Source organism: Collinsella sp. CLA-ER-H8 (assembly GCF_040092335.1).
Classification (GTDB): Bacteria; Actinomycetota; Coriobacteriia; order Coriobacteriales; family Coriobacteriaceae; genus Collinsella.
The window spans coordinates 29949-45294 of sequence record NZ_JBBNLU010000008.1; the positions used below are offsets into that span (position 1 = coordinate 29949).

The following is a 15346-nucleotide window of genomic DNA, read 5'->3' on the forward strand; positions in this document are numbered from 1 at the left end:
AGTGTATAATTGCACGTCAGAGGATTACTTCTAGAGAGAGGTATTAGAAATGTTCGAGAAGAGTGTCGAGGAGCTCACCGAGCTCGGCGCCCAGATCACCACGGCCGAGATTGCTCAGCAGCCCGAGCTTTGGCGTGATACGCTCAACATCTATCGCGAGAACAAGGAGGCCATCGAGGCCTTCCTGGCCGAGGCTCGCGCTATGGGCGAGGGTCGTCTGTCCGTTGTCTTCACCGGTGCCGGTACGTCCGACTACGTTGGCGATACCTGCGCCCCGTACCTGCGTCACGCTGGCAACACTGATCTCTACGACTTTAAGCCCATCGCCACGACCGACATCGTGAGCGCCCCGCGCGACTTCCTGCGCGCCGAGGATCCCACGCTCGTGGTTTCCTTTGCCCGCTCTGGCAACAGCCCCGAGAGCCTTGCCGCCGTTGCCGTTGCCAAGGAGCTCGTCCACAGCGTCAAGTTCCTCAACATCACCTGCGCTCCCGAGGGCAAGCTCGCCGTCGAGTCTGCCGATGATCCCAATGCGCTGACGCTGCTCATTCCGCGCGCCAACGACAAGGGCTTCGCCATGACCGGTTCTTATTCCTGCATGACCCTGCTCTCCACCCTTATTTTCGACACTGCCTCTGACGAGCAGAAGGCCGAGTGGGTCGAGACCATCGCCAAGATGGGCGAGGAGGTTATCGCTCGCGAGTCCGAGGTCGCCGATTACCTCGCTGGCGACTTCAACCGCGTGACCTACCTGGGCTCCGGCTCCTTTGGCGGCCTTGCTCAGGAGAGCCAGCTTAAGATTCTCGAGCTTGCTCACGGCCTGGTTGCCACTTCTTACGACACTTCCATGGGCTATCGTCACGGACCCAAGTCCTTCGTCGACGATAAGACGCTCGTCTTCGTGTTCGTCAACAACGACGCCTACACCCGTCAGTACGACATCGACATCCTCAACGAGATCGGTGGCGACAAGATCGCTCAGCACACCGTCGCCGTTCAGCAGGAAGGTGCCACCGTCTATGAGGGTGAGTCCTTCACCTTTAAGGGCTACGAGGCACTTCCCGAGGGCTACCTTGCTCTGCCGTTCGTGATGTTTGCCCAGGCCATCAGCCTGCTCAACTCCGTGCGCGTGGGCAACACGCCCGATACGCCGAGCCCCACCGGCACGGTCAACCGCGTGGTTAAGGGCGTGACGATTCACCCCTTCACCGCTTAATCGCGTCCCCCTGTAAGGGCGCCCGTCCGCTCATAACGGCGGGCGGGCGCTTTTTGTTTTACGTGTGCTGGGTATAAGCATCACCACAGTCAACTGCTTTAGAAGCAAGGAGTGCATATGAGCACGTACGCAATTAAGGCTGACAAGTTCTTCTTGCCGGCAGGCCCGCAACTGGGCGGCTATCTTATGGTCGAGGATGGCGTCTTTGGCGCCTGGCAGGCCGACGAGCCCTCTTGCGAGATTAAGGACTACACGGGATCGTGGATCGCGCCGGGTATGGTCGATACTCACATCCATGGCTTCTACAACCACTCAACTACCGATAACGATCCCGAGGGCATCGATATCAGCTCGACCGAGCTCGCCCGTCGCGGTACCACCAGCTGGCTGCCCACGACGTTCACCGATGGCGTCGAGCAGATCAAGGACGCCTGCGCCGCTATCGCCCAGGCGGACGAGGGTCGCGGCCCCGACTTCTGCGGTGCTCGCATTCAGGGCATCTACCTGGAGGGCCCCTTCTTTACCATGAAGCATGTGGGCGCGCAGAACCCCGCTTACCTGATCGATCCCTCCGAGGAGGTCTTCGACCAGTGGCAGGAGGCTGCGGGTGGTCGCATCGTCAAGAGCGCCATGGCGGCCGAGCGCGACGGTGCCGCTGCTTATGCGGCTGCTCTGAACGCCAAGGGCGTGGTGACCAGCATCGGTCACTCCGACGCCACCTATGATGAGTGCATCGCCGCCATCAACGCCGGTGCCAGCTGCTTTACGCATACCTATAACGGCCAGCGCGGGCTGCATCACCGCGAGCCCGGTGTCGTGGGCGCTGCCATGTCCACGCCCGAGACCTACGCCGAGATCATCTGTGACGGCAAGCACGTAAACCCTGCCGCCATCAAGGCGCTGCTGCAGGCAAAGGGCTGGCAGCACACGGTGCTCATCACCGACTGCCTGGGTTGCGGTGGCATGCCCGAGGGCAGCTACACCAGTGGTGGTATGGACGTCATCATGAAGGACAACCTGTGCTGGCTCGCCGACGGCAAGAGCATTGCCGGCTCGGTGCTCACGCTTGCCCAGGGCGTCAAGAACATCGTCGACTGGGGCATCGCCAGCGCCGATATCGCCATTCGCATGGCAACCGAGGTGCCGGCACGCTCCGCGCACATCGAGGGTAAGTGCGGCAGCATCATGCCGGGTCGCGACGCCGACTTTGTCGTGTTCGACCATGAGCTTACCCTCGTCGAGACGTATGTTGGCGGCCAGAGCGTCGGCAACGCCTTTACCGAGTAACGATAGAAAAAGACGGCGGGCCCGAATCTGCTCGGACCCGCCGTATGGGTTAAATGCTCAAAAGCACCTTCACAGTTACAGCTTGTTAGCGATCTTCTTTGCCGTGCGCTTGACGCCGGCCACCAGGCCTCCTGCAGGATGCTCCTTCTCGTATGCTAGACGCTTCTCGCGCTTGGCGTACTCTTCGACGATGATATCGCCATATTCGTCTTCGATCTTGTCGAAGAAGTCGACGGCGCCCTTAATTTCCTCAGCGGTCGGGTGTCCCTTTTGGACACCGCCGGCGAGTTTGAACGGCCCCCACGTATCAAAGCCGGGGCAGCCGTAGACACCCATAAAGATGGCCTGCCTCATGCGGCAGATGCCATCGATATCCTTGCCGTACCACTTGTTTTTGCCACCGTAGGTCATAAGGCCAAACACCTTGTCCTGCGGCTGCAGCACGTTCGTGAGCACGCGTGCCATGTCCTTGTCGATCTCGGAGTAATAGATGCCCGTGGCGACACCGATCAGATGATATTCGTGCAGGTCGGGGTACTCGTTTTTACCGAGCGCCTTGACGTCGAGGGTATCGATCTCGGGGTGTGCCTCGACGATGGCGTCCACGAGCTTTTTCGTATTGCCGTGATGGCGCGAGGCGTAGAGGATGATGGTTCGCATAAGAAGGCCTTTCAGCTGTAATTGCATCAATGTCTGTATGGTACCCCGTTACATGGCTGGGATACCGGACGCATCGATGAACGTGCGGGTTTGTCCTTTGGTTAGGGCCGAGACGGGTACTTGCGAGCAAAAAGCAGTTGTTCGAAAGGATGGGCAATGGAATACGCTCTCTCCAACGATTCGATTTCTATTAAGGTGTCCACGGCTGGCGGTTCGTTTACCTCGATTGAGGCCGGAGGCCGCGAGTATCTGTGGCAGGGCGATCCCGCCGTGTGGTCTGGCCAGGCACCGATTTGCTTCCCGATTTGCGGAGGCTTGCGCGATAACAACGCCATGACGTTTGCCGGGCATCATGTAAAGCTCGCCCGCCATGGGTTTGCGCGCAAACAGGAGTGGAAGCTGCTGAGCCAGAGCGAGAACGAGCTGGCGATGTGCCTGGCTTCGGAGGATAACGCCGCGCTGCTGAGCGATTATCCGTATCCGTTTAAGCTTGTCGCCCGTTATACGCTTGAGGGAGATGCCGTTCGCGTCTCCTATGAGGTGACCAACGAGGGAACCGAGGACATGCCGTTCTTTATCGGCGGTCATCCCGGCTTTAGGTGTCCGCTCGATGAGGGCGAGGCCTATACGGATTACGAGTTGCGCTTTGAGAAAGACGAGGCTGCGGAGCTCTGCACCGCCGTTCCCTCGACTGGATTGATTGACGTGGCAAACCGCTCCAAGAACCCCATGGTGGGAAAGACGCTGCCCCTGTCGCACGAGCTCTTCGATTTTGCGGAGACCATCTTTGACGTGCTCGAGAGCCGTCAGGTCACGCTTTCCAAAAAGGGCGAGGACAAGGGCGTCCGCCTGAGCTTTGAGGGCTTCCCATATCTCATTGTGTGGAGCAAGCCCGAGGGCGATTTTGTGGCGGTTGAGCCTTGGGGCGGTCTCTCGACCTGCTCCGATGAGGACGACGTGCTTGAGCACAAGCGCGGCTGCCTTATCGCCAAGCCCAAAGAAACCATCGTGCGCTCGTTCACGATTGAGATTCTGTAATTCCGTTTTGTCGACTCGTATCGCGAGGCACAAGGAGCCTGCGAGATAAGGAGCTAAAAATGATCCTCACCGTCACGATGAACCCGTCTGTCGATACGCGCTATCAGCTCGATGAGCTCATTATCGACGACGTCAACCGTGTGACGCCCGAAAAGACCGCCGGCGGCAAGGGCCTTAACGTAGCCCGCGTCCTTGGTCAGTTGGGCGACGACGTTGTGGCAACCGGCCTGCTTGGTGGTCATATGGGCGCCTATATGGCAGAGCTCATGGATGCCAACGGCATTAAGAATGATTTTGTGCCCATCAAGGGCGAGACCCGCATCTGCCTCAATATCCTTCATGCCGGCAATCAGACCGAGCTGCTCGAGAGCGGCCCGACGATTGCCCCCGAGGAGCTCGATGCCTTTACCGCCAAGTTTACCGAGCTTGCAGGTAAGGCCGACGTCGTCACCATCTCGGGTTCGCTGCCCCGCGGCGTCGAGGCGGACTACTACGCCAAGATCACGGGCATTGCCGAGAACGCCGGAGCCAAGGTGCTGCTCGATACCTCGGGTGCCTCTCTCGAGGCCGCCCTTAAGTCTGAAATTAAGCCCGAGCTGGTCAAGCCTAACCTGACCGAGATCAACGGCCTTTTGGGTACGAGCTTTACCACCGACGATGTGGACGAGCTCCGCGCCGCGCTCGCCTCTGATGTCCGCTTCTCCGATATCCCCTGGGTCGTCGTGTCCATGGGCGCTGCCGGCTCCGTTGGCTTCCACAATGGCCGTGCGTTCCGCGCAAAGACGCCCGATATCCCTGCCGTTAACGCCACGGGCTCTGGTGACTCCACTATCGCTGGCTTCGCGCATGCCATCGCTGCTGGCGCGGACGACGAGACGGTGCTGCGTACCGCCAACACCTGCGGCAAGCTCAATGCCATGGATCCTATGACTGGTCACTTGGTCATGGATCGTTGGGACGAGGTCTACAACGGCGTTGTCGTGACCGAGCTGTAAGGGCTTGGGCGTCGGCCCCGGCATCGATTGCTAGCTCATGTCGACGACAAGTGCGATAGCATTATGTCGGGGCGCGACGCCGACGTTGTCGTGTTCAATCCCGACCTTACCCTGGTCGAGACGTATGTGGGCGGCAACAGCGGCGGTAACGCTTTTATCGCGTAGCCGCCAAAGAAACGATCCGAGAGGGGATTTAGATGATTTACGGTGCATTGGGCGATATCGAGGAGTACCGCGGAATGCTCAAGGGCCTCGACGTGCTGATCGACTGGCTCGAGGAGAACGATCCGGCGCAGCTCGAGGTCGGCAGCCATCCGATTCTGGGCGACAAGGTCTATGCGAACGTCATGGCTCCCACGACGCGTCCCGAGGCCGAGGCTCACTATGAGACGCATCAGCGCTATCACGACCTGCAGATCGATGTCGAGGGTCGCGAGGCCTTTAAGGTCGCTACGGGCAGCTTGACGCTGGTCCAGGAGTTTGACGAGAAGGACGACTACGATCTGGTCGATTCCGACGCCTCGATCGCCGGCGATCTTGCTGACGATAAGTTTGCGCTGTTCGTTGCCGGCGAGCCTCATATGCCCACGCTCGAGTTCCCGGGCGATGGCGCGCAGCCGGTCAAGAAGATCTGCTTTAAGCTACTTGCAGATGCTTACTGGGAGGAGTAACGCGCTGCTCGGTTGAGCTGTTCGCGTGTTGGCGTGATTCCCCTAGGGAAACCACGCTAGGACCCCGCCAAACGTGCTTTCCCTAGGGGAATCACGTTTGGCGGGGTTTTCTGTTTTTGAATAGGGGAGCTGCCGACGTGGCGATGCTTGGATTGGCACACACGTACTCAAAATCGGCAACAAAAAAGCCGCCCGAGAGCGGCTATCTTGTGCAATGGAGCCAGCGACCGGGCTCGAACCGGTGACCCCCGCTTTACGAGTACGTGAATTTGACATTTGACGAGATGAGGCCAATTTCACTGAACTTAAAAGAGATGCAGGTAAATATAGGTAAATAGCAAATATCGAGCTAGCTATTAGAATCATATTTCCCACTCTTTTCACTCTTAACTGGACTTGAAAGTGTGAAAAACTTCGATTAGGCTAGGGGGCGTAGCCTTTAAAGCTACGCCCCCTAGCCTAATCGAAAACTAAATGAGGGATGCAATTGCAGGGCACGATAAAAAAGACCGCTCGTGGAACATCGGAGTGTATCGACAGGAGCAAGGGGATCTATCGGATCTACTTTTCTCTGGGAAAGGATCCTGAGACGGGACGGTACCGCCGTAGTCCGTCACGCAGGGTTCACTGCAGAAGCAAGAACCCGAAAAATTGGCCGAGTGAAGTCGCCAAGGCGCTGGAGGCCTATAGAGCTGAGCTGGAGGGCACTTCCAGCCGGGACAATGGTCCCCTGGGCCTATCGGATTATGCGGATAGGTTTCATGCGAACAGGGAGTCGACCATGGGGTCACCGCTTGCTTATGAGCGCGAAGGTTTGGATATTCGTCACATACGCGAGCTGTTCGGCAATCCCGATCTCGATCGGATTAAATCGGATGGCATTCGTGCTGCTTATGCCAAGGCCAGAAAAGAAGGCCGATTCAGCGAGAGCGAAATACGCCGCATCCACATTAAGCTCAAACAGATAATGGAGGATGCCGTCGACAATGATCTTGTGGGCAAGAACCCCTGTAGGGGAGTGAAGCTGCCCAAGCAGAACGTTGAAGCTCGTAAGGCGTTGAGTGCCGAAGAAGCGGCAAGGCTTCTTACGGTCCTTTTGGAGGAGAAACCATCTTCCTTTATCACATGCACAATGCTTCTGCTTCTCTGCGGTTTGAGGAAGGGGGAAGCCCTGGGTCTTTCATGGAAAGACTATGACCCTGACGCCAGGACGCTAAGGGTAGTTAAGCAGTACACGAATGACAGGACGTTAAGGCCGCCTAAATCAAAGATGAGTAGGCGTAAGATCTCGGTCGGAAATGAACTTGCCGATTATCTGGACAGGTGGAAAGCCATTCAGCGGAGTGAGTTCGATTCCTTTGCAGTGGGGCAGACTGGAGAAACGCCCATTGTACATTCGATTGGGGTCGTTGACGCCGCTGACGGCAAACGGGCTCTTGTGACCCGGATGGATGGACATAACTATTCAAGGGCGTTTAGGCTGTTTGCGGCGAAAAACGGCTTCGGTACTTTTGAGGAGAGCAGGGAGGTCGTTGGGAGCGACGGGGTCAAACGTACCCGCTATACGGGTTATAGCGGGCTGAAGCCTCATGAGCTTAGACATACGCAAGCGACTTTGCTCGTTGGTGCCAATGCAGACATTAAGACGATCCAGGCGCGTTTGGGTCATGCTAGCCCATCGACGACGCTGTCTATCTATAGTCACTTTATTGAGGCAAACGATCAGAAGGCAGCATCAGTGCTGGACAATCTGTTGAAAGGCTAAAAAAGAGGCCCTTGTGGGCCTCTTTTTTAATCGATATTGTTTCGGTAAATCATTGCGCCATATGGCGGCTCTAGTTCCATAGACTGATAGTAGCTGGCATCTAACAGATTGAAATAGCAAATGATGGGGGCGGCAAGGTGCTCGTCCATATTCAGGTAGCGCCCTTCATCATCCGTGATTAGCTTGACCTCGTCGCGAATTACATCGGTCATGCGGGGCCAGAGCTCGACTGCACGCTGCAATTTGTCCTTTTGGCTATAGTCGCCATCATGGAAGAAGGCAAAATGGGGCGCATTGTACCTGGAGCCACCGCGGACTTCGATAATTCCGACCTGGCTGCACGATGCGGCGCAGCTGTCTGGTTCTAGAAGCACCCATGAAGAAGGGAAAACCGCATAATCGCCACTGAGGAGGTCGACTCGCTTCATGCCCTGGGGCTTATCTTCCTTCCCGCGGTACTGAGAAAAATGCTTGTGAAGCCGCTGAAGTTGCTCCCTTTCCAGTTCTTTCTGACTGAACGACATCTCTTCAGAGCCATCAAGGGGGAGAGTGCGCATCTCGTTAGTGATAAGTTGGACTTCGCCAACACAGGCCTCATCAACGACTTTGGCAGCGCGAGGAGTGAGCTCGGCGAGCAGGTTGCACAGGTAGTCGATGACTTCGCCGGTGCTTCGGATTGATTCAGGGTTATTCCGGCGGATCTCTTCGAGTATGGCCGCAGTAGTCTCCTGAACAGTTGTTCCAATCTTAATTTTACTCACTTTGTTTCCCGATAATGGTAAGCGTCCCATTGATACTCCAATCATCGCTTTTAGATTGTCTGTTGAAAAACTAGTTACTATCTGAAAATCAATTAGGATTATCCGACAAATTAGTAGAAATGTCCAATGATTTAATTATCTTAGTCAGATTCGGCTATAATATAACCAACCAATCAAGCCTGACCAGCCTGGATGAAAGGAGTATTGCTTTTTGGTCGTGAATTAGACGGCGCTCGCCCTTCCCCTCTTGTCGCCAAACTAGGAAAGGGAAGGACGGGCAACCATGAAAGGATTCTACCATGTTTGGAGAACCTGAACCGTACGCTGCCGTACAGTCTTCACCTGCGGTTTCCTCTGGCCCCAACTTGGGCCACGAACGCCTTCTTAGCATCTCAGATGTAAGTAAAATGACTGGGCTCAGCCCAGTCACCGCATCGAAGTTCATGAAGGAAAGCGGGCGTGCGATTGCGCTGCATCGCCGCGTTTATATCCTCGAGTCCAGCCTATTTACTTACCTTCATGAGCTGGAGGCGAGCAAGACATGCCGGTAGTAAAATCCATGAGAGATGGCTTGGACAAGACCACCCTTGACATTTTAAGCAATAAGCCTCTTGGGCATATTGAACACAATGCGCTCGATGCCCTGCTCGGCGGTATCCGCCAGTATTTATGCATTGTGCCGGGTGGACCGGGCACTGGTAAGACCACTTTCATGCATCAGGTCTGCGACAGCTGGGCTATTGCTGGTCATCCGGTTGTTATTTTTGAAGGTGAGCTCGGCCGCGCGAGCATGCTGGCGAAAAGCCTGACTCGAATTTCTGGCGGCGAGCTTACTTATGATGATATGTACAGCGGCGATATGTCTGCCGAAAAGCGGGAGCTATTCGACAAGATGGTCGACATATATACACACAGCATAGCCGAGCGTATGTTCATCATTTCGGGCGAAATTAAGAATACTGAGATGCGCAAGGCGATTGAAGAAGTTGCTGAAAAATATGGCGAGCCCCCGCTTGTTGTTGTCGATTATGCGCAAATAGTTTCACTGCCACAGGACTTACGGATCGCGGACGAACGCATCGGGCTCAAGCTTGTTGCGTCTGAGCTGCGGCGTATTGTGGACGAGACCCATTGCCCGCTATTCGCCATTTCCTCAATTAATCGAATGAATTATGACAAGCAGACTACTGGTCTTCAAGCGATCGGCGGCTGTAGTATGTTCGAATATTCAGCGGACTTGGTCATGTCGCTCTCGATCAAGGGTGATAAAAACGACGAACGCAACGCCAATATGATGCTCAAAAAGCGTCCGGTCGTTGCGTCGATTACAAAGAACCGATACGGCTCGTGCGGTGTTGTCGAGTTTGAGTTTAACGCGCCGGCAGCAACTTTTACCGAAATCGGATAGCTATGGAGCCCGGGCCCTGCATTGGCGGGTACCGGGCGCCCAACCCATGCTTGTCTTCTGATGAGCTCGCTCGAGCCGAGAACAGAGACCTTCCACTGCTTTCGGCCGCGGAGCTCATTTGGGAACGGAAACGCCTGCTCGATGCTCTCGATGTTTATAGGGAGCAATGGCGTCCATATCGCATATATCTCGGCAGCTTGCCGGGAGTTCCCTTTGATGTTTGGGCGAGGGTGAGGATTGGGCGCATCGGTCAGATGCTCCAAACAATGTCAATTAAATAGAAGGGATGGGGCCGGTATCGGTCCCATCCGGATTGGATAGCCATGTCATCCATGAATGCGCACATCAACGTGCGAATGAGTGAGGCGCAGCGCAAAGCGATCGAGGAGAAGGCGGCGGTCATGAATATGCCGGCGTCTACCTTCATGCGTGACGCCGCCCTGCTCTGCGGCGAGAAGCCGGTCAAGGTCGCCGATGCAGGGGAGCTTGCTGGCATCAGGGCCGAGCTGAAAAAGATCGGCACGAACCTCAATCAGGCGGTCCGCGCCCTCAATACCTACGGCCCCGACCCGGTGGTCCTCAACAACCTCAACCGGGCGACTTCAATCGTTTCAACCTCGGTGAGTTGGGTCAACGATCTGCTCGCCCGTGCGAGAGAGTAGGTGGTTCATGTGAAGGAGAAGCTGGTCATGGCGCTGATTTTCGCCGCGCTGCTTACCGCCGGGTTTGCACCTCTTGTTGCCATTCCCCTCGATTGCGTGATCCTCGGACTTCCAATCGAGCTCAGCTCGATTGGATTCACCCTGAGCGTGGATAGCATCATCTGGTGGTGGGCCAACGTGGCACCTCACTGCATCCCGGGCTGCCTTGCCTCGTTTGCCCTGTTCTTGTTGGTATTCATGCTCATGCAGCTATCGGCTTCCTCGAAGGAGCGGGCCGCCGATGGAGGCGTGCTCGGAGAGGCGCGGGTGAAATCGGGGCCTGAGACCATCCAAGGCTCGGAGATTTGGGATGGGCACGGACAGCCGAAAAACAGGGGATTCGTGTACGGTTTTGAAAAGACGTTGTTCGGCTCCAAGTATCTGTTCGAGCCGAGGCGACATATGTTTCTCGACGGCTCAACGGGCGCTGGAAAATCCAGGGCACTTCTGATTCCAACAATCGATCTGCTGACGTATGGGGCGGATGACGGGGAATCAAGCCCGCAGACCATCATCGTGTCTGACGTGAAGAGTGAACTCATCGAGTTGACGGGCGACGAGCTGGAGCGTCGCGGATACCGGGTGCTTCTGCTGGATGCTCAACATCCCGAAAGGAGCGACACGTTCAATCCCCTGGAGCTGGTCGATAGACTTGCGAACGGGGGAGATTTGTCGGAGGCGGAGCAGGCCGCGGACGCCGTCGCCCGTACGCTCGTCGTCGGGGAGAACGATGCGAAGGCGAGCCACTGGACGGAATCCGCGCGATCGCTGCTCGCGGCGACGATCCTTCTGGTCGTACTGGACGAGGGCTGCCCACAGAGCTGCAAGCATCTTGCGACGGTCTATCACATCATATGCTCGGGGACGGAGGGGACCGGCGAAGACCCATGCGAGCCGCTGAAAGGCCTGTTCCGCTCCCTGCCACAGGAGCATCCGGCGCGCTCGCGTGCCTCGCAGTTCATCTCGAGTGGCGGTAACGAGCTGAGGAGCATCGTTTCCACGCTGAAGGTCAACCTGAGGATTTACGCTTCGGCGCCGATTGCCCGCATGACCTCAGGGGATGATATTGATCCGAGGAGAATCTTGAGCGAGAAGACCGCGCTGTTCCTCCATGTGATGGACGAGGGATCCCCCTACAACGCGATCGCGGCGGTCCTGTTCGAGCAGCTTTATGCCGCCGTATATTCCATCGCGGACGCAACTGGCGGAAAGCTGCCGAGGCCGGTGTCCATCCTCGGTGACGAATGGGGGAACCTGCCGAAGGTTGAGTGCCTGCCGAGCCTTCTAAGCCTTGGACGTTCGTATGACCTATTCTGGATGGGTGCGGTTCAGAATATCTCTCAATTGAACAAGTACGGCGAGCGTGACGGACGGAAGAAGATCCTGGCAAACTGCGGCGTCAAGGTCGCCATGAAGCTGGGCGAGGCCGAGGATCGCCAGTATTTCACCGAGTTGGTCGGGAAGACGACGCGCCACACCATGGGAACCAGCTCGAGCAGGGGGCCCTCGGGCGGCACGGGCTCGACATCCTATAGCGAGCATGCCGACGACCTGATCCACACCTGGGAGTGGACGGAGATGTCCCCCGACAAGGACGGCGTCATCGTGGTGAAGACCGCGGAGAACGGTGTGGGCAGGGAACATGCGGGGTGCTTCCGGGCTTCCGTCTGCGATTGCACGCGGATGCCGACGAAAGGGCATTTCGATCTGGGCACGCGCGAGCATGAAACGGCCAAGAGAATGGAATACCAGGCCAGACTGACATCAAGGCGAGCGGGTCGGGCGGACGGCGTCGATCTCTGGACTCCCGGATTCGAGGAAGAAGCCGCGGAGTCACCTGCCGCCGATGGATGGTCCGGCCTCTTCGTCGACTGACGTCGGCTTTTGAAGGGAGTTGGAAAATGACCGTAATCAAGCAGACGAGCGTCATGAGCAGGGAGCACCTCCAAAACCTCAAGCGGTATTTCGATTGGGATAGGGAGAAAGTGCTGGAGCACGATACCCAGCACATCATCAATGAGGACCGCTGGTTCGAGGAAATGGACGCTACCCGGGAGGCGGCCGGGCACAACCGGCCCGGGAAACAGGGCGCAAGGTGCACGTACATGCAGCATCAGGTGATCGGCTTCAACCCGGACGAGTGCTCCTGCAACGGCGGGCCGATGACGCCCTCGCGTTGCATGGAGTACGCGAGGGACTACATCGCCAAGCGCTATCCCAACCAGGAGATCGTGATCGTGCTGCATGAGGAGAGGTGCAGGTCGGATGGATCGGCCCGATTCGCCGCTCACCTCGCCATCAATAGGACGGACCTCGAGACGGGGCGACGCCTGAACGACGGGCCGGCGAGGGCGGCGGCGAAATCCCGCGTGAGAACGGTGAAGGACCTTGACGCAGAGTACGGTCTGAAGCAACTCGAAAGGGGCCTCTCGAACTCAAAGGTGCACGCGCGCCAGCCCGGTCGCGAGGAGCGCGAGATGGCAAAGAAGGGGCGATCCGACAAGTCCGAGAACGCAAGGGTCCGAGCGATTATCGCCCAGAGGGCGGAGGAGGTCGGGAGGCTCAAAAGCTGCCCCGACCGCTTCGGGGAGTTTGCAAGGCGGTTGGAATCCGATGGGATTGAGGTCGCCCGCTCCAAGCGGGGGGCGCTGCAATACCGCTATCACTCGGAGTCCCTCGGCAAGACGAGGAAGATCAACGGCGCGAGGCTCGGCTACGCCGTCAACCGCTCGACCGGGCAGATCATGAGGTTCACGGCAAGGGGGATCGACCTCGCCATGCGGGCCGCCTGGGAGCTTGCCCGCGAGAGCACAGATGACGGAAGAGGCCGGGACTGACTTCCATATCTGGGGTCCGTGCAACAGCTGGCAAAGCTGTTGCACGGTTTTGCGGGAGCGACTTCGGAGTGGCTCGCACATCCCGGCTTTGGCCGGGCAAGATATTCCGTTGCACGGAATACATATCTTGCATGTCCCGTGTAGCGGAAGTCCATGCGGCTGGAGTGCAACGGGGCAGGTGAGCGGAGGCGCAGTGATGGCGACCCTTGGGAGCCATCGAACGGAGTCGGAACGAGAGCCGGTGGACCGTGACACGGCGGGGCGATCGCGAGTTGAAGCCGAGTGATTGCCCCGCCGTTCACGGTCCGCCGGCGGCAGTCCGGGGTTCCAAGGGGACTCGTCCCTTTGGCGCGCAGGGGTGCGGGGATGGTGCGAGGCATCCCCGCGGACATTACGCGCTGTCTCGGATGCGAGGTTATGCTGTCGGACCGATGAAGGTTCGACGCGATATCTCTCGGGCTGCGCTAGCGCCCATCGAGCCACGCCTTGAAGATGGGGCGGATACGGTCCCTGATATCTCGGTCGAGCCTGCTGTAGGCATCTAGCGGACCGATGCTCAACCCAAGTCTCTCCGCGTAAGTTCCGTCCGCAAACCAGATGATCAGGTAGGCAAGTGCTCGGGCGGCGGGCGTGCCGCCGCCTCCGAGTAACGCCATGGTCAGTGCCCTTTTGGCGATATCGATTTCCGCACTCCGTTGGGTATCGACGTAAAGCGCCTCGAGGAGGGCATGTCGGCTTCCGAAGAGAAAGATGAGGGAATTCACGTCCTCGACCGAGCAATCCCGAACGAAATGACGCACGATATCCGCCTGCACATAGGGGACCTTTGAGGCGGCAACATCCAGGTCGTCCGGGGCCGTCTGAATGATTTGAAATGCCGCTGGGGCGGTGCATGCCTGGACAGCACGCACCGCGTCTGCCCTGTCTTCATAGAGGTCAAAGACAGGCTCGTGGCCCTTGCTGGTTCCGATGGGGACGATCTTGTATTTCATTATGCTGCTCCAATCACATCTGATTTTTTACTGCGTTCACGATGGCGGGGTTAAATCGCCGCCACGGCTCCCCGCGGCGGCGAGACGTCAAACACCCCTCTGCCTGAGCGATTTTAGGTATTCGAGAAGATCGCTCTCTAGGACGTACTTCCGTCCATGGGCTCGGAACGCGGAGCCGGTCTCCGACATGAGTTCGGAGGCGGCCCGGTCGGCGAGGCCCGTGATGGCCTTTACCTCCTGGATGCCGATGAGGCGATCGCTTCCGATCGCGGACGGGCCGCCGTCCCCGGCAGCGTTCACGGGTTCGCTACTCATCGTGGGCGAGGGGCTTGGCCGGGTTCACCTCCTCGTAACGGCGCAGCTCCTCGACGCAGCGGTGATACTGCCCGTCGGCCAGCAAGCGCGCGTGCTCCGGACCGCCGGTCTCGTTGCCGTTCGCCTTGAGATAGGCGTCCACCCGCAACTCGCGCCCCTCCATGAGCCAGTATTGATCGAGGAGCTCGAGGAGGTCGTCAATCGGCGCCCGAAGGATGTATTGCAACGCGAAGTTAGCAGTGAACTTCGCGTTGACACTGAAGATGTGGGTGTTGAAGGTGTTAATCATGTACGCACACAGCCCGGGCATGATGATGCCGCTGATGATCTCCGCGCGCCCGCCGAAATACTCGTCGGGATCGGCGCGCTCGCAGCAGGCATCGCGATCGTCTTTGGTCTGGTCCTCGTCCTTATGAGTCATCGTGGACTCCTTTCTGCCGGTATCGTCCGGCGCTAGGCGGAAGGCCTCTCCTTCCGACGCCCCCATACTGCCTGAGTTCCGCTACTTACCGATCGTGTATGAGATAATGCAGCTAACGTAAAGTTACCTGCATTTCTAGAGGTGAACCACATATGGAGTTCAGTCCGGGCCTGCGATTCTTTCCAAGCGTTGAACCTTGGAGAACGTGCAGACTTGCCCCGGTCGACTTGCCCCTTCCTTCAAGCCTCGACCGGGTCATTGGTGGTGCGCAGGAAAGTT

The 15346-nt window shown here is 57.7% G+C and carries 14 protein-coding genes; 10 read left to right on the forward strand and 4 right to left on the reverse strand.

All coding sequences use genetic code 11. The features are described 5' to 3' along the window. Positions 1-49: 49 nt before the first annotated feature. Together agaS and nagA are read left to right on the forward strand one after the other, a co-directional pair. Positions 50-1216 (forward strand): tagatose-6-phosphate ketose isomerase, encoded by a 1167-nt coding sequence (gene agaS, locus AAAX72_RS06560; protein WP_349129640.1) that lies wholly within the window; start codon positions 50-52, stop codon positions 1214-1216. A 117-nt stretch (positions 1217-1333) separates the two neighbouring features. Further along, positions 1334-2503, forward strand: a complete 1170-nt coding sequence (gene nagA / locus AAAX72_RS06565; RefSeq protein WP_271744016.1) for an N-acetylglucosamine-6-phosphate deacetylase — start codon at positions 1334-1336, stop codon at positions 2501-2503. A 75-nt stretch (positions 2504-2578) separates the two neighbouring features. Here the strand turns inward: nagA and AAAX72_RS06570 are convergent, their stop codons facing one another. Next, positions 2579-3163, reverse strand: coding sequence for a flavodoxin domain-containing protein (locus AAAX72_RS06570; RefSeq protein ID WP_055310431.1), 585 nt, complete (start codon positions 3161-3163; stop codon positions 2579-2581). Positions 3164-3319: 156 nt separating this feature from the next. Here AAAX72_RS06570 and AAAX72_RS06575 point away from each other — a divergent pair, with 156 nt between their 5' ends. The 4 genes from AAAX72_RS06575 to AAAX72_RS06590 all read left to right on the forward strand — a co-directional run bounded on the left by AAAX72_RS06575 (position 3320) and on the right by AAAX72_RS06590 (position 7632). Further along, positions 3320-4201, forward strand: coding sequence for an aldose 1-epimerase family protein (locus AAAX72_RS06575; RefSeq protein ID WP_349129641.1), 882 nt, complete (start codon positions 3320-3322; stop codon positions 4199-4201). 59 nt (positions 4202-4260) lie between these two features. Next, positions 4261-5196 (forward strand): hexose kinase, encoded by a 936-nt coding sequence (locus AAAX72_RS06580; RefSeq protein WP_349129643.1) that lies wholly within the window; start codon positions 4261-4263, stop codon positions 5194-5196. Between the two features lie 197 nt (positions 5197-5393). Beyond that, positions 5394-5867 carry a YhcH/YjgK/YiaL family protein gene (locus tag AAAX72_RS06585; RefSeq protein WP_117743267.1) on the forward strand — a complete coding sequence of 158 codons (474 nt, stop codon included), beginning with the start codon at positions 5394-5396 and terminating at the stop codon, positions 5865-5867. Positions 5868-6648: 781 nt separating this feature from the next. Next, positions 6649-7632, forward strand: a complete 984-nt coding sequence (locus AAAX72_RS06590; protein WP_349129644.1) for a site-specific integrase — start codon at positions 6649-6651, stop codon at positions 7630-7632. Between the two features lie 26 nt (positions 7633-7658). Here AAAX72_RS06590 and AAAX72_RS06595 read toward each other — a convergent pair whose 3' ends face one another. Next, positions 7659-8393 (reverse strand): hypothetical protein, encoded by a 735-nt coding sequence (locus AAAX72_RS06595; protein WP_349129645.1) that lies wholly within the window; start codon positions 8391-8393, stop codon positions 7659-7661. A gap of 571 nt (positions 8394-8964) precedes the next feature. Here AAAX72_RS06595 and AAAX72_RS06600 point away from each other — a divergent pair. The 4 genes from AAAX72_RS06600 (at position 8965) to AAAX72_RS06615 (ending at position 13339) form a co-directional block, all read left to right on the forward strand. After that, positions 8965-9801 carry a DnaB-like helicase C-terminal domain-containing protein gene (locus AAAX72_RS06600; protein ID WP_349129647.1) on the forward strand — a complete coding sequence of 279 codons (837 nt, stop codon included), beginning with the start codon at positions 8965-8967 and terminating at the stop codon, positions 9799-9801. Between the two features lie 323 nt (positions 9802-10124). Next, complete coding sequence (mobC, locus tag AAAX72_RS06605; RefSeq protein WP_349129648.1) at positions 10125-10463, forward strand: plasmid mobilization relaxosome protein MobC; 339 nt, start codon at positions 10125-10127, stop codon at positions 10461-10463. Positions 10464-10472: 9 nt separating this feature from the next. After that, a complete protein-coding gene (locus tag AAAX72_RS06610) occupies positions 10473-12377 on the forward strand; it encodes a type IV secretory system conjugative DNA transfer family protein (RefSeq protein ID WP_349129650.1) in 1905 nt (634 codons plus the stop codon). 26 nt (positions 12378-12403) lie between these two features. After that, positions 12404-13339, forward strand: coding sequence for a relaxase/mobilization nuclease domain-containing protein (locus AAAX72_RS06615; protein ID WP_349129651.1), 936 nt, complete (start codon positions 12404-12406; stop codon positions 13337-13339). Between the two features lie 464 nt (positions 13340-13803). Here AAAX72_RS06615 and AAAX72_RS06620 read toward each other — a convergent pair whose 3' ends face one another. Both AAAX72_RS06620 and AAAX72_RS06625 read right to left on the reverse strand, forming a co-directional pair. Continuing rightward, positions 13804-14331: a hypothetical protein gene (locus AAAX72_RS06620; protein ID WP_349129653.1), complete on the reverse strand. Its 528-nt coding sequence runs from the start codon at positions 14329-14331 to the stop codon at positions 13804-13806. A 307-nt stretch (positions 14332-14638) separates the two neighbouring features. Continuing rightward, positions 14639-15067 carry a hypothetical protein gene (locus AAAX72_RS06625; protein ID WP_349129654.1) on the reverse strand — a complete coding sequence of 143 codons (429 nt, stop codon included), beginning with the start codon at positions 15065-15067 and terminating at the stop codon, positions 14639-14641. Positions 15068-15346: the final 279 nt, after the last annotated feature.